Here is a 22,722-nt window from a genome sequence, read left to right as displayed (position 1 = left end):
ACCGCATTCATGCCAACGACAAGATCGAGCGAAAGATGAAAGGTTCGAATGCGTGAGTGGAGCAATGCGAAATATCTTCCCTTCCATGACCGGACTTCGCGCGTTCGAAGCTGCCGCGCGCCATCGCAGCTTCACGCGCGCTGCCATTGAACTCAACCTGACGCAGAGTGCTGTCAGCCATCAGATTCGCAAGCTTGAAGAACTGCTGAACATCAAATTGTTCGACCGCGTCGGCAATGAAATTCAGATTACGGAGTCAGGTTCGGAAATCTATACCGTCGCGCGCGCGGCGATCGCCGAGTTGCGCCTGGCCATGGATCGGGCGACGCGCCAGAATAACGACGACGTCCTCACCATCGGCACTCTGGGCACCTTCGGGATGAAGTGCCTGATCCCGCATCTTAAAAGTTTCACCCGCGCCAATCCTGGCATTCACGTGCGGCTTCGGATCCTGCCCCCTTCGCCCGACGCCACTCATGGCGACTGCGACGTCGCGATACTCTACGGAGTGGAAAGCGACTGGCCTGGCTATCAGGTCAGCAGGATAACGACCGAAGAACTCTTCCCCGTATGCAGCCCCAGCCTGCTGGATGGGCCGAACCCGCTTGACGATCCCCAGGATCTGGCTGACCAGGTCATAATCAGGACCGTGTCCCCCCTCATCCTGCGGGACGACTGGCCATTCTGGTTCCGCAAGGCGGGATTGTCCGACCTCGGCCTGTCGCAGGACATCACCTGCGACCTGCTCTTCCCCTCCTACCAACTTGCAATCGAAGGATTAGGCGTTGCGCTGGGTCGCAGCGCCGTCGTGCGGGACGACATTGCCGCAGGTCGGCTGATCGAGCCATTTTCGATCCGGCTCGAAACCTCCTTCGGCTATCATCTCGTTTATCCCTCGATGCGCGAGGAATATACGAAGGTATCGCGGTTCCTCGCCTGGGCCAGGGATGAATTTTCGGAATTGTTGAAATAGCTTCAGGCGACGGCGTCCGCCCGGTTAGGCTCGCGCATCGCTATCAAACCAGGCCGGAGAAGCCGCCATATCTGCCGCAGAAGAAGAGCAGGGGATCGGTGGCGTGAACAGCCTCCATTCCCAAAACCTCTCCCAGCACGAAATAATGATCGCCTGCGTCGTTGACGGAGTGGATGCGGCATTCGATGCTGGCCAGCGCGTTGGCGATGACGGGCAAACCGTGAGTCGATATGCTGTATTCGACGCCGGCGAACCTGTCGCCTTCTCCGCTGGCTATCTGGCGGCAAAGCCGGGCTTGGTCCGCCGCCAGGATATTGGCGCAGAAATGCCCGGCCATTTTTATCGCCGACCAGGTTCGCGATTTCCTGTCGGGAAAAAATCCCACCAGTGGCGGATCGAGCGAAACCGACGTGAAGGTGCCGACCACCATCCCGATCGGTTCGCCCTTTTCCGAAAGGGCCGTGATCACGCTCACCGCCGTCGGGACATGGCCCAATATCCGGCGAAACTCCTTCGGGTCGCGGAAATCGGCCGCTTCGAACATTGGCTGCATCGCTGATTACTCGACGAAGCGCATATGGTTGGGAAGATCGTTCAACTCCTCGCAGCCGGTCGGCGTGACGAGGACATTGCCGCCGATGTTCACCTGCTGGCGTCCGAAGGCGGCATTGGGCTCGAGTTGGATGGACATGCCTGCTTCGAGAACGACGTCCAGCCCGCTTGCCCCCAACTGATCCACCCGCTTGAAAGCCTGAAGGACGCTCGGATCGAGATCTTCGGTAACAGGGCTGACCAGAGTCAGGGGCGTGCAGCTATGCACATGGGGCGTCAAGTGCCAGGCTCCGGCCCGTCGCAAAGGCTCCTGCATCGCCTCGGCCACTTCGCCGAAGGTCACGCCGGCGCGAATAGTGGCAACTGCGGCTTCGTAGGATTCCCGCGCCACTGCTGCGGCGCGATGGAATGGTTCGGCCACCTCGCCCACCCCGATGCACATCTGCGCCTGCCCCTCGACGCCGCCGACGACGGCCATGACTTCGGACATCACCACGTCGCCCCGCTGAATCACGCGGGGCTTCTGCGCGCGGTAGAGCCAGCGCGGTGCGTCCCAGCTAAGATTGTCGGTCCCCGAATGGATGAACAGGTCATGGGCCGGGGTAGCGCAATGGCGGTAATAGACGCTCATCATTGCCGCGTAGATTTCGCTCTCGGCGACGCCGGGCCGCGTCATCTCCAGCATCGTCTCGCACACTTTCTCGCATACGTCCGACACATAGCGATAAAGAGCGACCTCCTCCTCGCTCTTTGTCAGCCAGATGGCGGCGAAATCGTCCCACAGCTCCACGAAGGTCGCGTCGGGTAGGGCGGCGGTCAGGCTGGTCCACAGGCCATGGGGCGTCCAGCCGACCGGGGCGAGATTGGGACCGCCCAGCGCGGCGATCGTGCCGATCCGCGCGTTGGTCAGACCCCTTTCCTTGAGCACTTCGACGATCAGCGCTCCGCGCGGGCCAAACCGCATGTCCTCGATCCAGTCGCCCTCTCCCCAATCGCGCGCCTGCAACCAAGAACCGGCCACAGAAGCGCCCCGATGAAAAGCCACCGGATCGCTGTTGAGCGGGAACACCACAGTGCATCCGGGGATGGAGTTGGTGAAATACTGGTCGGCGGGATAGCGGTGCGAAGCAGGCGGCACCAACAGGCATTCGACATCATTCTTGCGCATCATCTCGCGCAGCAAGCCCCAGCGGCGATCCCTTTCCTTGCTGGTAAGAACGGGCGGGTTGGGAACGAAGGATGTCGCAGTCATGATGGCCTCGAAAATGCTTGTTCGAAAATGGGGCCGCGCGCGCCGGGTGGCAGGTCCATCCATTCTCGCGCGGCGAGGGGCTGTCAGGCGTTCGCCGGCTCGGGCGCCAGATGCCGGTTGAAGAATTCGATCGAAAGGTCAAGCGCCTTGTCGGCTTCCGGCTTGCTGTAGGTCAAGCCGCCGTGCCGGGCGAAGGCATGATCAGCGCCCGGATATTGATGGATTTCTACCAAAGGATTAGGGGACAATTTCCGCAGCAGCAATTCGTTGACTTCCGCCTGGACCCACCTGTCCTTCATCGCCATGTGCAGCATGAAGGGGCGGTGCAAATTGCCCACCTCGCGGATATTATGTTCGATATAGGTGCCATAATAGGCGACCGCACAGTCGATTTCGGTGCGGCAACACATCATGTAGCAGAGCTTGCCGCCAAGACAGTAGCCCACGGCCCCCACCTTGCCGTTCGATTCCGGCAGCGTCCTCAAATAGGCTTCGACATCCTCCATGTCCTCGACTCCCAGATCATAGTCGAAGCCATAATAGAGGTCGAACGCCTTTTCGACGTCGGCGGGATTCCTGTCGGACAGTTCAACGCCTTGCTCCTGCCGCCAGAACAGGTCCGGGACCAGGCAGATATAGCCTGCTTCGGCATATTCCTTGGCATGGTGGCGCATCGTGTCGTTGACGCCCCAAATTTCCATGATCGCGATCACCGAGCCGGCGGGCGTGGTGTCGGGATAGGCGACATAGGCGCCCATTTCCCCACCGTTGCGCATCGGCACTTTGACATATTCGGTCCGCATCATTCTTTCCTTTTTACTTCTTGTTGCCGCCAAGACGGCCCACGGCCGCGTCAATCCGGTCCCTGTGATCCTTCGTCGCATGCGCCAGCGCCTGAAAGGACGCCGACAGCTCCAGCACGGTTTCCAGGCGGGAATGTTGCGCTTCCCGCAGCAAGCGCTTCGCCATCCGCAGAACGTGCGGTGGGTTCCTTGCAATGCGCTGCGCCATGTCGACCGCACGGGGCAGCAGTTCCTCGGCAGCCACCACCTGTGACACGAGCCCGCATTGGAGCGCGGTCGGCGCATCGATGACGTCGCCCGTGAAGGTCAGCTCCGCCGCCTTCGAAGGGCCCACCAGCCGTTGCAGCAGAAATGCGCCGCCATCGCCCGGAATGATGCCCAGCGTCACGAAGCTCTCGGCGAACTTCGCGGCCTCGCTCGCGATGCGGATGTCACACATGCAGGCCAGGTCCAGCCCCGCCCCGATCGCCGGCCCATTGACCGCCGCGATGACCGGGACCTCCAGATTGTAAAGCGCGAGCGGGATCCGGTGGATGCCTTCCTTATAGTGATAGCGGTCCTCGATCGGCTCCAGGCCAGGGTCCAGCACGCGGTCGCGCATCAGCTTGATGTCGCCGCCCGCGCAAAAGGCGCGCCCCGCCCCTGTCCACACGACGGCGCGGATGGAACGGTCCGCTGAAATACGCCGGCACACATCCTCGATCGCGCCATATTGCACGTCCGACCCAAGCGCGTTGCGCGTCTCGGGTGAATCCATGGTCACGATCATGACGCCGTCGGCAATCTCTGTCTTGATGAAGCTCATAAATCCTCTTCGATTCCCTGCCGCCTTCGCCAGCGACATTCTACCTCGGCCATCTCATCGATAGCTTACACGATCCCCGCTTCGCGAAGATCCTCTATCCGATCGTCGGGGATGCTCAGCCATTGTTTCAGCACTCTGCCCGTGTCGTTGCCCAATGTGGGCGGCGCGGACCGGTATTCGACCGGGGTTCGCGACAAACGCAGCGGATTGGCGACACTGGGCGCCGACCCCGCCTCGTCCCGTGGAAGGTCGAGTTTCAATCCCCGCGCCACGATTTGCGGATCTGCAAACACCTGTTCTAGATTGTTGATCGGGCCGCACGGCACCCCGACCTCTTCCAACAGCTCCACCCAATTCGCCGTCGTCCGCCGCCTGGTCAGGGCTTCAAGCTGGGGCACAAGGGCGATGCGGTGTTCGACTCGGCCCCGGTTGGTTCGATAACGATCGTCCTGCGCCAGCGATGCGTCGCCCAATGTGGCGCATAGCCGCGCGAACTGCTCGTCATTCCCGACCGCTATGACCATGAAGCCGTCGCTGGTGGGGAAGTCCTGATAAGGGACGATATTGGGGTGGGAATTGCCCATCGCGGCCGGGGCCGTCCCGCCCACCAGATAATTCATGGCCTGATTGGCGAGGCAGGCGACATGCACGTCGAGCAAGGCGACGTCGATATGCTGCCCTTCGCCCGTCCGTTCGCGGTCGGCAAGCGCCGCCAGGATGCCGACCGTACCGTAAAGCCCCGTCAATATGTCCGTCAGCGCCACGCCCACCTTTTGCGGCCCCGCGCCTTCTTCCCCTTCTTTCCGGCCGGTGATACTCATCAACCCACCCATGGCCTGGATGAGGAAATCATAGCCCGCGCGCGGCGCATACGGGCCGGTTTGGCCAAAACCCGTAATCGAACAATAGATCAGCCGGGGATTGATCGCCTTGAGCGATTCATAGTCGAGGCCGTATTTCTTCAGGCCCCCGACCTTGAAATTCTCGATCACCACGTCGCAATGCCGCGCCAGTTCCTTGACCAGCTCCTGCCCTTCCGGACGGGTGAAATCGATCGTCACCGAACCCTTGTTGCGGTTGGCGCACAGGAAATAGGCGGCGTCGCCCGCCCCGCCATCCTGCGTCTCCAGAAATGGCGGCCCCCATCCGCGCGTGTCGTCCCCGGCCCCCGGCCGCTCCACCTTGATCACCTCCGCGCCAAGGTCGCCAAGAAGCTGCGCGCTCCACGGTCCCGCCAGAATGCGGGACAGGTCCAGGACGCGAATATGGGAAAGGGAACCGTTCATCTCTACTTCCAGACGGGTGGGCTATATCTGATCAAGCGGCGGCCGCGGCCATTCTGGCCGCTGCATCCTTCACCGCCTTGACGATTTCCGGATAGGCGGCGCAGCGGCAAAGGTTACCCGACAGATAGCTGCGGATCTCCTCATCGTCAGGCTGAGGCTTTTCCCGCAGCAACTGTTTGGTCATCATGACGAAGCCCGGGGTGCAGAAGCCGCACTGGAACGCGCCCTGATCGATAAAGGCCTGCTGCACGGGATCGAGCTCACCGCCGGCGTCCAAAGACTCCACCGTTTCGACCATCGCGCCTTCCAGCTTGAGGCCAAGCGTCAGGCACCCTGACAGCGGCTTGCCGTCCACGCGGACGGTGCAGCATCCGCACAAGCCCTGACCGCAGCTCTCCCTCGCGCCGAACAGGTCGAACCGACGAAGAACGTCAACGGCATTCTCGTGCGAACCGACCGTCACGCGCACGGGCCGCGAGTTCAGAGTGAATGCAATATCCTTACTCATGATGTCAGTCCTCAAGGGGATTGCCGCCAGCGCTGCGGATGGCGCGCAACACTTTTTCCGGGGTCAGCGGCAATTCGTAAAGCCGCACCCCTACCGCGTCCTCGATCGCATTGGCGATAGAGGGCGAAATGCCGAAGGTCGAGCTTTCCCCGACGCCCTTCGCGCCGAAGGGTGCCTTGCTCTGTTCGGCCTCGATGATATGGTTTTCCATGATGCCGGGGATGTCATGGATACCCATGATCTTGTAGTCGGCGAAGGACGCGTTGGTGACCTGCCCCGCCTCGAAATTCATCTCTTCCGACAGGGTGAAGCCCAACTGCATCGTCGCCGCGCCCGAAATCTGCGTCTCCACGATCCGGGGGTTGAGCGGCTTTCCACAATCCACCGCATTGATCATGCGGACAATATTCAGATGACCCGTGCGGACATCGACTTCCACTTCGACCGCAGTCGCCCCGATCATCCAATAAGGGGTGACGAGAGGCGATTGTCCGTTTTCATCCGCGGGCGCGTAGTCGGGAATGAAGGTGCCCGTTCCGATGATCGTCCCGGCCTGCATCCCATAGTGGGCCTTGAACACGCTGGGCCAGGAGAAGCCGCTCTCTGTGTCTATGCCCGCGTCGCGCGCCATCGCCCACAGCTTGGTACGGGCGTCCTCCGCCGCCAGCTTGACGGCGTTGCCGGTGTGATAAGTTGATCGCGAACCCAGGGTCGCCATGTCATAAGGGGTCGCATCCGTGTCGGGATGGACGACATTGACCTGCTCGGTCCGGATACCCAGCACTTGCGCGACGATCTGCGCCATCGCCGTGTCCGAACCCTGCCCCATGTCCACTGTCGAAATGGATAGCGACACGCTGCCATCGGCGGCGATCGTAACCATCGCTACCGACGTGGTGGGCGAAATAGACGCCTTGAACCCAACCGCGATGCCGCGCCCGCGCCTTATATCGCCGGAACCGCGATCAAAAGGTTCGTTCCAGCCGAGCCGTTCCGCGACCAGTTCCAGCGCTTCGTGGATCGCGCTGTCCTGCATGATCGTTCCGGTCGCCTGCGGCCGCCCGTCGCGCAGCAGATTGTGGCGGCGGAATTCGAGCGGGTCCTGGCCCAGCGCGCGGGCCATGATGTCCGCCTGGCTTTCATACGCCCAGACGAGCTGGGGGATGCCAAAGCCGCGCAAGGCTCCCGCCGGCGGCCGGTTCGTATAGAGCGCGTAGGAGGACACCTCGACATTCTCTATGTCGTAGGGGCCCGGCGCGGTGAAGCCTGACTTCTGCGTCACGCGCGGGCCGATGTCGGCATAAGCGCCGCCATTCCAGAAAATCTCGCACTTGCGCGCGGTGATCCGTCCTTCGGCGTCCACCGCCGTCTTGATGCGGAAGGTCGTGGGATGCTTGGTGATGGTGTAGAATTGCTCTTCCATCGTCAGCGACAGCTTGACCGGCGCGCGAGCGATCAACGCCGCGCAGGCGACCAGTGCTTCCAGCTTGATGTAGAGCTTCGCACCGAACCCCCCGCCAAGATGGGGCACCTTCACTTGCACCCGGTTTTCCGGCCAGCCCAGCAGACGCGCGATTTCCAGCCGGACAAAAGAGGGGCTTTGCGAGGCGGTATGGATGATCAGGCGATCATCGTCCGGCACCGCCATGGACACCATCGGTTCCAGCGGCACGTGCATGGTGGCCTGCGTGCGGAACTCATTTTCGAACACCCGGTGGGCGCTGGCGAACGCCGATGCGACGTCGCCCCGCCGCAGATGATAGTCCAGCGCGATGTTGGTATTGCGCTTGCCGTGCAGATGCTTGAGGTCGGGGAAAGTCCCTGCCGGCTTCAATTCTTCATGCACGACCGCCTTCGACGTCATGGCCTCGATCTCGTCATCGACGGAATCGAGCAGGTCATAGTCGGCGATGATCAGGTTGACTGCATCCGCCGCGACATAAGGGTCGTCGGCCAGCACAACGGCCACCGGCTCGCCGACATAGCGCACCTTGTCCAGCGCCAGCACGGGCTGGTCGTGGAAGGCAGGCCCATAATAGGGATTGGGCACGATCTGGCGGATGTCTTCGCCGGTCAGCACCCAATGCACCCCCGGCAGCGCCAACGCCTCGGATACGTCGACTGACCGGATCCGTCCATGCGCGACGGTGCTGCGAAAAACCTTGGCATGCAGCATCCGCGGCGCGGATGCGTTGTGGACATAGGCCGCCCGGCCCGTCACCTTGCGCCGGGCCTCAAGCCGCGGCGGCGAGGCGCCCACCTGCTGGGCCGAGCCCGCGTCCTGACCCTTTATGAAATCCATCTTGTTCATGCGGCGACTTCCTCTTGGAGGAATGTTTCAAGCGCGCGGGACAGCTCGACCTCGACCAGCACCTTCTTGTACGCTGCTGTCCCCTGGACATCGCTGACCGTGTCGACGGACCGGGCGGCCAGTTCTCCGGCCTCCTGGCAAAGGTCAGCGGATAATCGCTTGCCCTGAATCAGCGCCTCGACGTCCGTCAGGCGAGTGACCTTCTCGGTCGCCGCCGACACTACGATGCGGCTGTCACGAACCACTCCGTCTTCCAGTTGCAGCGAAACGGCGACGCCGAGCGCGGGCCAGTCGTCATAGGTTCGCACGGTCATCTTGCGGTAGGTGCTTGCCCAGCGATCCTGCGGAGGCACGTGGATCTGGACGATGATCTCGCCCTGGGCCAACTGCGTCTGGTAGTAACCGACGTAAAGCTGATCGATGGGCGTCCGCCGCGTGCCGGCGGGACCGACGATCTCCGCTTCCGCCCGAAGGCTCGCGAGGATCGGCGGCAGGTCCATGTGGGGATCGCCATGCGCCAGGCAACCACCGACGCGGGCCGCGTTGCGCACGCGCACGTTGGACAGGCGCGGGATGATCCGCGTGATGACGGGCGCAATTTCGCCTATATCCGCATTCTCGCCCAGTTCGGCCAGGCGAACCAGACCGCCGATCCTGAGCGCTCCGGACGAATCCCGACTGATGTGGCCCAACTCTCCTTCCAGAGCCGACAGGTCCACGAGCCGGCTGGGTTTGTAGACCCCGCTTTTCATCATGAGCATCAGCGCCGTGCCGCCGGAAAAAGGTCGAACGCTCTGATCGTCGATGCTCAGCATTCGAACAGCTTCGGCCACCGATCCGGGCCGGACGAGATCGAAGGACAAGGACGTGGTCGCGGCACCGCCCCGATGCACGGACCCGGTCGCCAAAGCCTGTTGCGCGTCTCCTGACGCAGCTAAGGCCCCTTCGCCAGGCACGCGCTGCGCCGCATCCGGCTCTGGGTTAAGCTTGGCCGCGATAGTCCTGGCGACCCGCGCAGCCCACAGGCGCAGCGCGCCTTGCCGAACCCTCCCGCCATCCTGACGCGCTGCGGGCGCGACCACTGCGGCGGTCTGGGCGCTCGGCGAAGTCCCATCGCCCACGAAGGCTGCGCTCGCCTTGCGCACGAAGCCCTGCTCCATCTCGCGTGCCTTGGACTTCATCACCGGCTGGCCCAGGCTGCCCAGCTTGCCGGTCATCGCGACTTCCATCTCGTAAACGATGTCCGTCTCGCGGCCGTCCTCCGCATCGACCAGGTCCGCCACCGCTGTCGAGGTCAGCCGGCCCACCGTGCCCAGCGGCGTGCCCTCAAGCTGCGCGACCACGCGACTTGGCGCAATCCTTTCCAGCAGGGCCACCTCAACGTCGAAGCGGAACTTAATATAAGCGATCCGCGTCTCCAGCTTCGCGGTATAGTGATCCTCGTCAATTTCCTGAAGGTCGCTCACCCCTTCCAGGCAGGCGACAAAAAAATGCGGATCGTTCAGTCGTGCGAACACGTCCTGGCGCGGCGCTGGGATACGGAAGCGGCCTTCGAATTTCACGCTTCCACCTTCCGCGCGAGAGTGAGCAGCCGGTCGGCGATCAGGTGGGGGCATTCAAGCGGCGTCAGATGACGCGCACCCGGAATGACCTCCAGCGACGAACCTTTGGTGAGGCCGTGCATCTGCTCCGCCATCACTGGCGGCGTCGCGTAATCCTCGTCGCCCACCAGGATCATGGCAGGCACGGAAATGGCCGGCAAAGTGGCCACCAGGTCCGCCGAACCCAGCATCCGGCAGGTTTCGACATAAGCGTCAATGTCGTTCGCGCAGAAGATGCTGACGCATGTTTCGACCAGTTCCGGGTTCGCGGCACGGAAGTCATCGCTGAACCAGCGCGTCACTTGGAAGGCCGTCAGCGATGCCAGGCCCGCCTCCCGCGCCTTTTGCGCCCGTTCTTCCCACGCTTGCGGAGCGCCCTCACCGTAGGACGCCGTGGTGTCGATGAGGCCCAGACCGATCACGCGCTCGGGATGCCGCGCGGCGAAGGCGAGCGTCACCGTACCTCCCATCGAAGCCCCGGCGCAGATCGCGCGGTCCCAACCCGCTGCGTCGAAAACCGCCGCCAGATCGTCGCCGAAAGTTGCGATCCGGTAGGGGCCGGCCGGCTTGTCCGAACCACCATGGCCCCGGCAGTCCCATGTCAGGACGGCAACCTCGTTGCCCAGCGCCTCGACCAGGCGATCCCAGAACCTGCCATCCATCGCCAGCGAATGGGTCAGCGCGAAACGGATCGGCCCTGAACCGCGCACCTTGTATTTCAATCTGGTTCCATCCGCGGCGACGGCAAAACTCTCGGTGGTCATTGCTCCTACAGAGCCTCTCATAGAATTAGATGAGTTGAACATTTTCTTGCCATCCCAACCGCGACCGAAGAAGCGAATTGATTTCGCAGCGCCATGAAGGAAATTCGTGCGGCGGACCGCGAAACACGGGGTGGATATCCGACCGGCAAAGACTTGGTTCCAAGGCCTTAGCCTCTGCAGGGATGACTGCGTTCTCCGCCGCCTCCCGACATCTGAAAAAATTCATTCAGGCGCCGGCCGGGCAACCCGGCGCGGCGCTTGGATCGACGGCCTTAATAGGCTCCCTGCGGCGGCAGGCCGAATTGCTCCTGTCCGTACATCAGGTAGATCGAATCGGTGTCCAGCGTCACATGGCGCACGCCGACCGACAAGTCCCGCCAGAAGCGCTGGAACATGGCTTTGCTTGCGAAGGAAGACGAGCCCGCGCCTTCCGACAGGATATTGATCGCTTCGAACGCCTGCCGAGCTGCAAATCCGATGTTGCGACGAATGCGGACGCGCTCCTCCACGCTGACGGTCTCGCCCGACACGACTTTCGCCTCGAACGGTTCGACGCTTGACAGCAGCAGCGCTATCGCGGCGTCGATCCGCGCCGATGCGTCCGCGACCCGCATCTGCACCGCCGGCGTCGCGCCCGCCGTGGTGGACGCACCCGCGACGAGCGACGTCTTCACCTTCGACCGCATCGCTTCCACAAAGGCGTCGAGAGCTCCGCGCGCCATGCCGAGCACCGGGCCCAGCAACACCACGCCGCTCAGCGTCGCGAAATTGTAGCGGGCCAGGTCATTGCCGCAAATCGTGCTTCCGGGCGTAGCTTCCGCCACTACCTCGGCCAATTTCACCCGCCGGACTTCCGGCACGAACAGCGGTTCCTTACGCAGCATCGTCTTGCTGCCCGTCCCCTGCATCCCGGCCATGTCCCAGCTATCCTGGTCGATGAGCAGTTCAGTCATCGGAACGATGAACCATTGGGTTTCGGGCTTATCCTCTTCCGTGTCCGCGATCGCGCATGAAATGATCGCCCAGTCGCAATTGTCGCTATTGCTGGCCCAAGGCCATGCACCCCATATCTCATAGCCGCCCTCTACCTTGCGGCCCTTGCCAACCGGGATTCCCGAAATGACAACCATGGTCGTGGGGTCGGCTCCCCAGATGTCGCGTTGCACCTCTTCGGGCCAATAGGAAGCGAACCAAGCGTTGCTGTTCGCTACCATCGTGCACCAGGAAGTGCTGGGGCAGGCGCGGGCCATCTCATAGGTGACTTTGAACACCGCGCTCGGTCCGTAGCCGAAACCGCCAAAGGCCGTCGGCTGGCTCACCCTGTTGAGTCCGGCCCCCTTCACGAGGCCGGTCAGCTCTTCAGAAACCCGCCCGTCGCGTTCCGTCTGCTGCGTGCGGGCAGACAGTTCCGGACGCAAGTCGCGCGCGCGCTGAACAAGCTCTTCGACAGTCGGCTTCGCCACATCCGAACGCTTCAAGACCTCGACGGTCATTCCATAATCCTTTCTTCGCAAAGGGCTTCATTCTCTCTGAGGATAAGCTGTTCCAGCTTGCGCCTCGCCAAAAGCTGCTGTGTATCGGTCCGCGCGCTGTATTCGCGCGGCACATTGCCGTGGCACGCCTGGAGCATCCGTTCGACGTGGCAAAGCCCCCACACGTCCTCCTGGATCACAGCTATTGTCGCAGCTCTCATCTCCTCATGTGCCTCCCTGCCGAAATTCCTGGCGGTGGCGAAGAAGTAGTGCGCCGAATTGCGCCGAGCCGGGGTGATCGCGTGATAGACCTGAAGCATCCCGAACATCTTGCCTGCCTCGGGATGGCCCTCTGGATAAAGATATTTGTCCCATCCATGATGGAGCGCAGGAAGGTAGAAACGCTGACCGATATGCCGGTCGCAATTCCCCGCATATCCGAGATACGCGGCGAAATGAGGCACGGTGGGAACATCGCGGATGATCCGTTCCGCTTCCAGCCACCCCTCGCCCTCACGTTCCGAAACTTTCGCCGTCGCGGAATCGTCGCCCCCGCCACCCAACGTGTTTCTGTGCAGAAAAGCGACATGGGTCAGATCCATCAAATTGTCATGGATCAACTGGTAACGCGCCTCAATCTCTCCGTGATACGCATCGTCGGTGGTCAGGTCGTCGCCTTCCAGGCCGATTGCATAATGATCTGGGATGAGGCCGGGGTCGGCAAGGACGGGGTCTCCCATCCAGATCCAGATCCAGCGCCATTTTTCAACCGTCGGATAGGATTTGATACCGCACCGGCTTGAAGGGCGTTCTTGCGAGGGTATCCGCACCGCCTGCCCGTCCGGCGCGTAAGTGAAACCGTGGTAGGGGCACTGAAGATTGTCGCCGATCACCTTCCCTTCCGCAAGAGGGAAATGACGGTGGGCGCAACGCCCCTCTAGCGCGACGACTTCACCATTCTCCCGACGATACAGGACGACGGGCTGATCCAGCAACCAGCGCTCAAGAGGGGAACGGGTAACGTCCCGGGAAAAAGAAGCGACATACCAGCAATTTTTTGCCGCATACACATCTTTGGAGAATGGATACATTTGGGTCTCCCCTCCGGAAGGACTACTGTTCTTGTAAATTCCCGGAGCAATTTTGAAATGGAACGGTATCGACCGAATCTCAGCTTTCAGATTTGGTCCACCGCCACATTTCAAGATTGACGTTCTTCTTGTAATCGGCCTGCATTTCAGGCGTAAGCACTTCAAGCAACATCCGGTTTTCGACCCAAACCTCGATGACATCGAAGAAGTCGCCCCGCGAACAACGCAGCGCACGCCAGCCTGCTCGTTCTGCTATAGCCAGGATTTCGTCTTCGGTCTTGTTGGACATTGTCGCGACATGGAACGCGACATATTGTGATGGGCTTTCGTCAGGGCGCGCCCAGGCGGCTCCCTCCCCCTCCCCGGGCGCCATGGTCTGTTCGCGGGGATAAACCTCCATCGTGGTTCCCCGTTCATCCCCCGCGATCGCAACATAAGCGCCAGGCCATGGGGGGAAGCGAAAAGCTTCGGCGTTACCGCCCCAAATTTCGGCGATCACTTCGGCAACCTTCTGCGGGTCGGTCGCCGGAATGGAGTTATGAAAAATCATGCAGTCCTCCAACATCCTCTAATTATGATCGCGGCGGCAAAACTCGCGCTATCTTGGCACGGATTATGCGCAGCCGGGCCACAAGTCGCAAACGACGAATTTTCGCACCTTCATAAAGGGCGTTCATGACCTCAAAGCCACGCTTTTGCGCCATTTCCCGCCGCTTGTGCCGAGTGTCAGGGGGCCTTTCGGTCCCCTGCGAGCCTGTGAAAACTGTCAAGACCTGTCGAACATCCCGCCCTGCCCAGCCGATGGACTATCGCGAGTTCGGGGAGAAACCAAGGGGCCGGGCGAACATAGATCGTCATCAGCATTGAAATGCCATTTCATCTTCTTTAGGGCAAGGTGCCAGTGCGTAGGCTCGATCACGGAGGATAATGCAAATGGCCGGCCAGCTTTCCCTGGGCAATGGATTGCATCTTCCCCAAAAATCACCGGGCACCACCGGTCCGGTCACCAGAGGACTGCGCCAGCGGACGATCCGCTTCCACGCCGCGCTTTGCGCGATCGGCCTGTTCCCGACCGTGCTTCGCCTAACGGGCGTGGCGGATGCGGGCCCCTCCGCCGAAGTGCTGGGCTGGAGCCTTTGGGCGCCGGGCGCCGGTTACGCGATGCTTGGCGGCTGGGGAATAGCGGCTTTCATTGCCAATCTCCTCCTTTTCCGCCTCGCCGTGTTCATCTGGATGATGAGCGGTTTTATGATCGTGCCGCTGCTGGTCTGGATCGCCCCTTCCCTCCTTGCCGTCGGTCTGGCTGACGGGCCGCCTGACGGCCTTGGCCAGGGGATCGTTGTCCTGTCGGCCCTGGGCTTCTGGGCTCTTCAAGAAGTGCAGCGCAGGCGCGACGTCACGCAAATCGCCCTTCGCAAGAAGGAACGCGAGCGGTCCGTTCCGGCGATGGCACAGCAATTGGACGCCTGGAGCCTCCAAAGTCCTCGTCCGGACGCAGCGCATCGTGAACTCGATCCCGAATCCCTTCAGGCGGCGCGCTATCTTTTCGATCTGGCTCTTCAGCCGGTCGGCAGCTTCGACGGCTTTACCCGGATCGACAATATTCAGGGCGCTGCGCTTCGCTATCAGCTGAACTGGATCAGTTACGGGCTGGCGCAATTGCAACATGCCTATACGCCCAATTTCCACGGCTATCTAAACGTCGCGCAGCGATATGCGATCGAAAGCCTGACCGCTCCCGAAGTATGCAGCTATTGGAAATGGCAATATGCCGCCAGCAAGTTCCAATGGGAACCCGATCCGATCGCGACCGACAATGTGATGCTGACCGGATGGTCGCTCCCTGCCCTTACCGTCTATGCGGCAAATACGGGCGACCTGCGCTATCAGCAGGATGGCGCGCTCAAGTTCCGGCCCTTCGCGAACAAGGACGCGGTCTTCGCCCATGATGCGGGCAGCTTCGTCCGGGTGATCAACCGGAATTTCGATGCAAATGCCCTGTGTCTTTATCCATGCGAACCCTTCTGGACGTTCCCGATCTGCAATATATTCGCCATGTGCGGGCTCATGCCCTATGATCGCCTCAACGGCACAGAGCATTTCGAAAGCAGCTACGCCCTCTTCATGCAAAGGCTCGACGAGGAATTCACCGCAGCGGACTGGGAAATTTCCGCCCTCACCTCGTCGCTGACGGGCCTGCACCGCTTTTCCCGGACGAACCCCATTCTGCAACAGCCCACCCGCGCAGTCATTTCCTATATAGCCAACGCCTTCAACCCCGCAGTCGCCCGGCGTTCCTACGCACTGTTGCGCGACGAAATGATCAGCTTGAAGGACGGCCGCGTCGAGCTATCGACCCCTTGGGCAAAAGAGATCGACCTCGGCAACTACCGCAAGTCCCCTGCCTACACGCTCGCCGGCATCGCCCAGGCGGCGGCGGAGCAGGGGGACGAAGAAATGCGGGTAGCCGCGCTGGCGACCGCCGACGATCTGCTCGAGCGGGAAGCATCCGATGATCGTCTTTCCTATCAGAAGGCTTCCAACTCCGCCAATGTGAAGCTCGCCGCCGCGCGCTGGTCTCGCCGAAACGATTGGCGCGACGTGATCGCGAACGGCCCCCGGCCCCATGCCGTGACCGGTCCCAAGCTGACCAATTGCAGCTATCCGGACGTTCTGGTCGGCAAGGCTGTCAGCGACGGGAAGGGGCTGAACCTTGTTCTCTACAATGGCGCAGCCCCGGGGCCGCAGCGGCTCACGATCGAAAATCTCGTGCCGTCCGCCAGCTACCGCGTCAACGACGGCGCAGAGCTTCATCGAGCCGATGAGAGCGGCCACCTTCTGCTGTCCATCCCGCTCGACGGACGGACGCCTGTGCTGATTAGCCGCGCTGGGGGATAGGATGGCCTGCTGCATCCTGGGCGCGATCGCGATCTCGCAACTCCTTGCCGTCATCCACTTCATCAGGAGCCCCAGGCTGTTAGCCTGCGGCATTGCGGCGGCGGCCTGCGCGATGCTGGCGGGCCTCGTCTATGTCTTCGTCGGCAAGGACGATCACGCCCATCACTGGTCCTCGCATCGCAATGCGACTGTCCAGTCGGCGCGCTACTGCGGCGGCAACCCTGACGTACGAAAGCCTGACGCCAGGCTGGCTGCTCTCGACCGCAGCCGGATTTGAACGAGAAATCCCCGCCAACTGACCGAAGGCGGGGCACATCGATATGGCTATCAAGGCAAGCGCTCGGCGGTGGTCCGCATGATAGCACATTGGCCCGGCCGCGCAAAACAAGGCTTGCGCAGCCGGACATCTTCAAAGCTCAGGCCGGTTCGAGGCGCAGCGGTAGTTCAAGCGGAGCGAGCACCGGATAGGTGCGGCGCTTCACGGGCCCGTTCACCGTGATGGACGAAGTCTTGTCCAGCAGCGTTTCGATTGCGATCCGCATGTCCAGACGCGCGAGGTGCTGACCCAGGCACTGATGCATTCCGAAGCCGAAGGACAGATGGCCCTTGCCCGCCCGGTCGAGGTCGAACGTCTCTGGATGGTCGAATTTCCGCGGATCATTGTTCGCCGAACCATAGTTGGTCAGAACGAACTGCCCCGCCTTGATCGTCTGGCCGCCCACGTCCGTATCGACCAGGCATTTGCGCAGCAGGGCTTGTTGCGGCGCGTCCATGCGGAGCGATTCCTCAAGCGCGTCTGGAATACGGTTCGGGTTGGCGCGCAATGTGGCCTGCAACGCCTGGTCGCTTGCCAGGCGCAGCGTGAAGTTGCTGATCGCCGCGGTTGTCGTCGCATGTCCAGCCAGCATCATTGCAATGACGAGATGAATAATCTCATGCTCTTCGAGCTTGCGCCCCTCGACGTCTCCGGTGACGAAGCTGTTGATGATATTGTCCGCCGGATTTTCGCGTCGAAAGGCGATGATCTTTCTGACGTAGGGCACGAACTCAGCCAGGATGGACTTCGCCATCCCCGCGGCAGGATTGGTGAACGCCGTGCTCAGCCGGTCATTGTCCGATACGAACTTGTAGTGAATGGGCCAGTCTTCGTCGGGCACACCCAGGAAGCGGCACAGAACACGGGTCGGGAATTTCGATCCGAATTCTTCATGGAAATCGACGTCGCGCTTGGCGACCATGTCATCGATCATCTCGTTCGCAAAAACCCGGATGTCCCCTTCGATCCGGCCGACGACAGCGGGCGGGAAGCTCGGATTGAGCAGCTTGCGAAAGCCGGTGTGAAGCGGCGGATCGGCAAACAGCGGAATGATCGTCGGCAATCCTCTTTCGTCCACACCGACCGTGCTGCTCATCGCGCGAAAATTCTTGAGAACGCTCAAAAGCTCGTCATAGCCGTAGGCGCCCCACCACTCGACCTGGGCATTGTTGATGTGCGTGCGGCTCACCGGGCATCGGGAAAGCACATCGCCATATATGTCCGCCGCCTCAATGCTTGGATTGGTCTCCATTTCGGCCATGGCCGCCAGCGGATCAAATTCCGACATCATTATTTCTCCTACGCCTTGCCATTGTTGCTGCTATTGGATGCGGGCAACGCGAACGCCGACGTCGGCTGTCGCCCGGACCCGGATCACGCGATGTCGAGGACCAGTCTGGAACTGTGGCAACGCGACACACAAACCATCAGGCAGTCGCCACGCGCCCGCTCCTCTTCGGTCAGGACAGAATCCCTGTGCTCCAGTTCGCCTGACAGGACCGGCGTCAGGCATGAGCCGCACGTGCCCTCGCCGCAGGAGCTAACGACGTCCGCGCCGGCTTCCTCCAGCACTTCGAGCAGGCTCCGGCTTGTGGGAACCGCGAAAACGCGGCCGCTTTTCGCAAGCTCGACTTCGAACGCCCTGTCCGGCGATTGATCGACCTGTGCCTTGGGGCTGAAACGCTCGATCCGCACGCTTCCCGACGGCCAGTGTCGGGACTTTTCCTGCAAGGCGTCCAGCAAGCCACCTGGGCCGCAACAATAAACGAGCCTGTCCGTCCCCGGATCGGCAAGAAGCCTGTCAAGATCCAACTGCCCCGTTGACAGCGGGCAAATGGCGGCGCGTTCCCGCTCTGCCTCGATCGCGTCGAGGAAAGCCATGGACGCCCGGCTCCGGCCGCCATAGGCGATGCGATAGTCCGCTCCGGCCGCCTTCGCCGCCGCAATCATAGGCAGCAGCGGCGTTATCCCTATGCCGCCCGCGATGAACAGGTAGGATGACGCCCTGTCAAAGGGGAAGTGATTGCGGGGGCCGCGCGTCCTCAGCACATCGCCTTCCTTCACCTTGTCGCACAGCCAGCGCGATCCGCCCCGGCCATCCTCTTCACGCAGGATCGCGATGCGCCAAACCTTTCGGTTCGCGGGATCGCCGCACAGGGAATATTGCCGGGCGCTGCCATCCTGCACGAACAGGTCAATATGCGCGCCCGGACTCCATTCAGGCAAATCCTCACCGTGCGGCGCTTCAAGCTCAATCGCCTCGACCCCTTCGGCCTCCCGCCATTTCCGGGCGATGCGCAGCTTCAAATCAACTTCGGACCGAAAATCCCGCATGATATTCATCGACGCTATCCTCAACCCAAGGGGTCCGCCAGGCGTTTGTGATCGCCAACGGACCGTTACCGGCAAGTCGGAAGCCGACGCATGCGGACATGATGAACGGGACGCCAGTCAACGACCTCTTCCATCCACATCATTCGCCACGCAACGCGCCGCCGTCATCGAGCGGCTTTCCGGCCATGACCTTTTTTAGTGCAATCATTCTTATGTCGTGCAGGAGGGAGCCGTCAACAAAAAAGAGAATATAAGATGATATTCTCTTAAAACTTGCCTCCATGCGCTGGTTGGATTAGCCCGTTGGACAAGCTGTCGCAGGAGCGGAATGAGAATGAACAAACCATCGATTGGCGCTTCCCCGATATTCCGGGAAGGCGACCGGCGAGGTGACCCCGCCGCCAATCCGCAGTCGCGCCGGTCGCGAGGGAGGCCCAGCCGAGCACAGAGCGAGTTGCGCAACCGCGAACTGCTCAATCGCGCCCTCGATCTGTTTCTCGAACGGGGTTTCGAAGGGACGACGATAGAAGCGATCGTGGATTCCCTGGGAATGGCGCGCAAGACCGTCTACACGCGCTACGGCGACAAGTTGACCCTGTTCAGGGCCGCCTTGCAGGGTGCGATCAACGATCTCGTGATACCCGCCGAACGGTTGCAACAAATCGAAAAGCCGGATTTGCACGAAACCCTGGTAGCGATTGCAGGACTCATTCTTTCCAGCATGAGGTCGACATCAGGGCGCAGGCTCATCAAGCTCGCGCACTCGGAGCTCTATCAGATGCCGGAAATCTGGAGCTATTTTCTGGGCCAGACCGTGCAAGTGACCCTGGGCCATCTCACCGAGCTTTTCGAACAGCACAAGATCGGACAGCCCGCCGAGGTCGCGCTGTCCTGCTATCTTCTTATCATTCATGGTTCCTACCAGGCGCAATCCTGGTTCGAAATGACGGAAGAGGAATTCCAGCGCCAGCTCCGCAACAGGGTCTCGTTGTTCCTCTACGGCGCACTGCCCCGTTGAGACGAACAATCGGGGGGATCCCTTTGGTTAACGCCTGACCCTATTTGCCGGGCTCGATTTCCGCCGCTCAGGTGCTGCGCCCCTATCCGCCAGTACGACGCAACCCTTTTCCTTCAGGCCCATTTTCTTCAGACAAAGGTAAAGGGGAGGCGCGAAAAATCGCGCCTCCCCCGCCACCCCCCCAGTGACAAGATTAGAAACGATAGCCGATCGTCAGCCCGTAAGTGCGCGGAGGCCCATAGGACTCCAGCGTACAGCCGCACAGCGTCGTATTGTCGAACCCGATCTGGCCGTAGCGCTTGTCGAACAGGTTGTTGACATATGCGGTCAGGCTGAGCCCGGTCGGCTCCTGCTTCCAGGCAGCACTCAGGTTGAAGATGGTGCGCCCCTTGAACCAGTTTCCGCGGAAGTTGCGGAGGTTGTGATAAAAGCCCGACGCATAGTTACCCAGCGCGTTGAAGGACAGCTCACCGCCAGCGACCGGAGCGGGCACCGTGTAGGTAACTGTCGCGGTGGCCTGCGCCCGCGGGGCGAAGGGCGGTCGGACAGTTCTGAAAACGCCCGGCGACACTTCGTAGTTCTCGATTTCGGCATGGGAATAGGATGCACCCACCGTTGCGCGCAGCGCATTGGTCAATTGAACGCCCAGGTCGGCGTCAAACCCGTAAATGGTGCTGTCCTGGTTCTTCACCAGCCCCGCGCCGTTCGTGAACAGGAATGCCTGGAAGTCCTGATAGTCATAATAGAATGCCGCAGCGTTCAGCGAAAACGCACGGTCACCATATTTAAAGCCCGCTTCGTAGGCGATCAGGGTTTCTGCCTTGTAGGGAATATCCGGGTCGGAAATGGCGACGCCAAAGCCCTTGGCATTGTAATTGCCGCCCTTCACGCCCCGGTTCACACCGGCGTAGATCAGCATGTCGTGGCTGGGACGGAACTCCAACTGCGCCTTCCCTGCCCATAGCGTTTTCGTCCGCTCGTTCGAATAGGGCGTGGTGAAGGGGAAGAGCACGACATCATCCTGGAGTTCGTAATCATCCGTGCTGGCATAGGCGTTGCCGGTGGAGGCGAATTCCTGATGCTCCCGGATGATGCGTCCGCCCAGAATGACCTTCCATTGTTCGGCAAGGCCGATTTCCACTTGGCCGAACGCGGAGATGGACTGGGTTTTCAGGTCCCCGACCGGCGATAGCTGAATGCCGTCCGCTGCCCGGCCAAAGGCGGCCGCCAGGATCGATCCGCGCGCCCCCATCAGACCACTGTGGAAATGGGTGCGCAGGTCAAGATAATAAGCGCCGCCCGTCCAGCGGAAGGCGTCCTCGCCGCCGCTCAGGCGGACTTCCTGCGAAAAGGCGCTTGTCTGGGCGTCAGCGCCGACGGCCAGGAAGTTGACCGGACCGCCGTCCGCGTCGAGCAGGAAGCTCTTCTTATGTTCCTGATATGCGGTGATCGATGACAGGTCGACCTCGCCCAACTTGTAGTCGATATGGCCGGTCGCCATCCAGACCGAAGCCCGATTGCGGTCCTGGATCGCATAGTCGGACGACAGCTCCAGGTCCTTCGCGTCCAGCGGCACATAGCCGAACCAGTCCGCTCCAGGCGCCCGGGTGCCGTTGCCGGGGAAGGAAAAGAGTGAGAAGGGAATGCCGACCGTCGGCAGGTTGTTGCCGTCGGGGCCGATCGCCAGCCGCGTTTCCGTGGACGAGGCCCGATCATTCTGAACATAGCCACCGGCCGTGTTGTAGGTGCCGATCGTCGCGACGGAAGTATAGGGCGCCACCGATGCGCGCGACTTCGTGCCCGACAGGCCGAGGCGGATGCTCAGGTCGTCAATCGGCTCCCATTTGAACTGGGCCCGGCCAGCATAGGTCCTGCTCCCGCCCAGATTTTCGCAGCACGGGGACAGCGCCGGTCCGAAATTGCCGGGCGCGCCAGCGGACAAACCTTCAGGATAGCGATTCTTCCAATAATCGTCGATCCGCGAATAATATCCCGAAACACGCAGCGCCGCCGTGCTCGACAGGGGCACGTTGATCGCGCCTTCCGCCTTGACTTCGTTGAACCGGGCGTAGGTGAGGTCAGCATAGCCGCTGAATGCCGAGGCATCCGGCTGCGCGATGACTGTGTGGACCAGGCCACCCGTCGCATTGCGACCGAACAAGGTGCCCTGCGGCCCCTTCAGCACTTCGACGCGATCGATGTCGAACAACGACAACATGTGGCCCTGTTGCGTGGGAATATAGACGTCGTCGATATAGACCGCCACCGGAACTTCCAGGAAGTCGGCATAGGCCGACTGGGTGACGCCGCGAATGGTGAACTGCTGGGTCTGGCCGCCATAGCTGCCCGATGCGTAGACGCCCGGCGTGATCTGCGCGATGTCGGTGCTTCGCGACAGGCCCAGTTCCTTCAGGGCGTCTCCTTCGAACGCTGCGACGGCAATGCCGACATCCTGGAGCCTCTGCGCGCGACGCTGCGCCGTAATGACGATGTCGGCGTCCCTGGCATCCCCGGTGGCCTGCGCGGTCGCGTCGGTCTGCGCGAGGGCCGAATGGCTCAGTATAGTAGAGGAAAAGATGCTCGCGCCAGCAAGCAGCGCGATACGACCGACCTCAAGCGGACTGACCCGATTGGCTGATGAATTTTTCTTGGACATTATCCCTCCCAGTAATTTTACTAACCTGAAGTCATCGATTACGTACGAAATCGAGACCAACCTTTCAGTCGTCAATCGATGT

19 protein-coding genes are annotated in these 22,722 nt (G+C 61.4%); 4 read left to right on the top strand and 15 right to left on the bottom strand.

Annotated features, from left to right (window positions below):
* The first annotated feature begins 85 nt into the window (after window positions 1-85).
* On the top strand, window positions 86-973 hold the full coding sequence (locus F7P65_RS16105) for a LysR substrate-binding domain-containing protein (RefSeq protein WP_162854665.1): 888 nt from the start codon (window positions 86-88) through the stop codon (window positions 971-973).
* A 43-nt stretch (window positions 974-1,016) separates the two neighbouring features.
* On the opposite strand, the gene F7P65_RS16100 is transcribed toward F7P65_RS16105, so the two are convergent.
* The 12 genes from F7P65_RS16100 to F7P65_RS16045 form a co-directional block, all read right to left on the bottom strand.
* Window positions 1,017-1,517, bottom strand: a complete 501-nt coding sequence (locus F7P65_RS16100) for a flavin reductase family protein (RefSeq protein WP_150293525.1) — start codon at window positions 1,515-1,517, stop codon at window positions 1,017-1,019.
* A 15-nt stretch (window positions 1,518-1,532) separates the two neighbouring features.
* Window positions 1,533-2,777 carry a M24 family metallopeptidase gene (locus F7P65_RS16095; protein ID WP_162854664.1) on the bottom strand — a complete coding sequence of 415 codons (1,245 nt, stop codon included), beginning with the start codon at window positions 2,775-2,777 and terminating at the stop codon, window positions 1,533-1,535.
* An 83-nt stretch (window positions 2,778-2,860) separates the two neighbouring features.
* A complete protein-coding gene (locus tag F7P65_RS16090; protein ID WP_205452123.1) occupies window positions 2,861-3,583 on the bottom strand; it encodes a dienelactone hydrolase family protein in 723 nt (240 codons plus the stop codon).
* A 10-nt stretch (window positions 3,584-3,593) separates the two neighbouring features.
* Complete coding sequence (locus tag F7P65_RS16085) at window positions 3,594-4,385, bottom strand: crotonase/enoyl-CoA hydratase family protein (protein ID WP_150293414.1); 792 nt, start codon at window positions 4,383-4,385, stop codon at window positions 3,594-3,596.
* A gap of 65 nt (window positions 4,386-4,450) precedes the next feature.
* Window positions 4,451-5,671 (bottom strand): CaiB/BaiF CoA transferase family protein, encoded by a 1,221-nt coding sequence (locus F7P65_RS16080; RefSeq protein WP_150293411.1) that lies wholly within the window; start codon window positions 5,669-5,671, stop codon window positions 4,451-4,453.
* Window positions 5,672-5,702: 31 nt separating this feature from the next.
* Window positions 5,703-6,179 carry a (2Fe-2S)-binding protein gene (locus F7P65_RS16075; RefSeq protein ID WP_150293409.1) on the bottom strand — a complete coding sequence of 159 codons (477 nt, stop codon included), beginning with the start codon at window positions 6,177-6,179 and terminating at the stop codon, window positions 5,703-5,705.
* A 4-nt stretch (window positions 6,180-6,183) separates the two neighbouring features.
* Window positions 6,184-8,490: a xanthine dehydrogenase family protein molybdopterin-binding subunit gene (locus tag F7P65_RS16070; protein ID WP_205452121.1), complete on the bottom strand. Its 2,307-nt coding sequence runs from the start codon at window positions 8,488-8,490 to the stop codon at window positions 6,184-6,186.
* Complete coding sequence (locus F7P65_RS16065) at window positions 8,487-10,052, bottom strand: FAD binding domain-containing protein (RefSeq protein WP_162854662.1); 1,566 nt, start codon at window positions 10,050-10,052, stop codon at window positions 8,487-8,489. Before F7P65_RS16065 ends, F7P65_RS16070 begins: the two co-directional genes overlap by 4 nt.
* The gene (locus tag F7P65_RS16060; protein ID WP_150293406.1) at window positions 10,049-10,855 is read right to left on the bottom strand and encodes an alpha/beta fold hydrolase; all 807 of its coding nucleotides are present in this window, start codon (window positions 10,853-10,855) and stop codon (window positions 10,049-10,051) included. The genes F7P65_RS16065 and F7P65_RS16060 overlap by 4 nt, the downstream gene beginning before the upstream one ends.
* A gap of 272 nt (window positions 10,856-11,127) precedes the next feature.
* Window positions 11,128-12,348, bottom strand: a complete 1,221-nt coding sequence (locus F7P65_RS16055; RefSeq protein ID WP_150293404.1) for an acyl-CoA dehydrogenase family protein — start codon at window positions 12,346-12,348, stop codon at window positions 11,128-11,130.
* On the bottom strand, window positions 12,345-13,418 hold the full coding sequence (locus F7P65_RS16050; RefSeq protein WP_162854661.1) for an aromatic ring-hydroxylating oxygenase subunit alpha: 1,074 nt from the start codon (window positions 13,416-13,418) through the stop codon (window positions 12,345-12,347). The genes F7P65_RS16055 and F7P65_RS16050 overlap by 4 nt, the downstream gene beginning before the upstream one ends.
* 79 nt (window positions 13,419-13,497) lie before the next feature.
* The gene (locus F7P65_RS16045) at window positions 13,498-13,968 is read right to left on the bottom strand and encodes a hypothetical protein (RefSeq protein ID WP_150293399.1); all 471 of its coding nucleotides are present in this window, start codon (window positions 13,966-13,968) and stop codon (window positions 13,498-13,500) included.
* A gap of 383 nt (window positions 13,969-14,351) precedes the next feature.
* On the opposite strand from F7P65_RS16045, the gene F7P65_RS16040 reads away from it, so the two are divergent.
* Together F7P65_RS16040 and F7P65_RS16035 are read left to right on the top strand one after the other, a co-directional pair.
* Window positions 14,352-16,316, top strand: coding sequence for a linalool dehydratase/isomerase domain-containing protein (locus F7P65_RS16040; RefSeq protein WP_150293397.1), 1,965 nt, complete (start codon window positions 14,352-14,354; stop codon window positions 16,314-16,316).
* Between the two features lies 1 nt (window position 16,317).
* Window positions 16,318-16,593, top strand: coding sequence for a hypothetical protein (locus tag F7P65_RS16035; RefSeq protein WP_150293395.1), 276 nt, complete (start codon window positions 16,318-16,320; stop codon window positions 16,591-16,593).
* Between the two features lie 139 nt (window positions 16,594-16,732).
* On the opposite strand, the gene F7P65_RS16030 is transcribed toward F7P65_RS16035, so the two are convergent.
* Window positions 16,733-17,923, bottom strand: coding sequence for a cytochrome P450 (locus F7P65_RS16030; protein ID WP_150293394.1), 1,191 nt, complete (start codon window positions 17,921-17,923; stop codon window positions 16,733-16,735).
* An 83-nt stretch (window positions 17,924-18,006) separates the two neighbouring features.
* Window positions 18,007-18,975, bottom strand: coding sequence for a PDR/VanB family oxidoreductase (locus tag F7P65_RS16025; RefSeq protein ID WP_205452118.1), 969 nt, complete (start codon window positions 18,973-18,975; stop codon window positions 18,007-18,009).
* A 325-nt stretch (window positions 18,976-19,300) separates the two neighbouring features.
* Here F7P65_RS16025 and F7P65_RS16020 point away from each other — a divergent pair, with 325 nt between their 5' ends.
* On the top strand, window positions 19,301-19,984 hold the full coding sequence (locus F7P65_RS16020; RefSeq protein ID WP_162854660.1) for a TetR/AcrR family transcriptional regulator: 684 nt from the start codon (window positions 19,301-19,303) through the stop codon (window positions 19,982-19,984).
* A 193-nt stretch (window positions 19,985-20,177) separates the two neighbouring features.
* Here F7P65_RS16020 and F7P65_RS16015 read toward each other — a convergent pair whose 3' ends face one another.
* Window positions 20,178-22,640: a TonB-dependent receptor gene (locus F7P65_RS16015; RefSeq protein ID WP_162854659.1), complete on the bottom strand. Its 2,463-nt coding sequence runs from the start codon at window positions 22,638-22,640 to the stop codon at window positions 20,178-20,180.
* Window positions 22,641-22,722: the final 82 nt, after the last annotated feature.

This window comes from Sphingobium estronivorans (assembly GCF_008692605.1).
GTDB classification, from domain to species: Bacteria; Pseudomonadota; Alphaproteobacteria; order Sphingomonadales; family Sphingomonadaceae; genus Sphingobium; species Sphingobium estronivorans.
The sequence above is the reverse complement of the archived record's forward strand: the minus strand, read 5'-3'. Positions and strand labels throughout refer to the sequence as shown.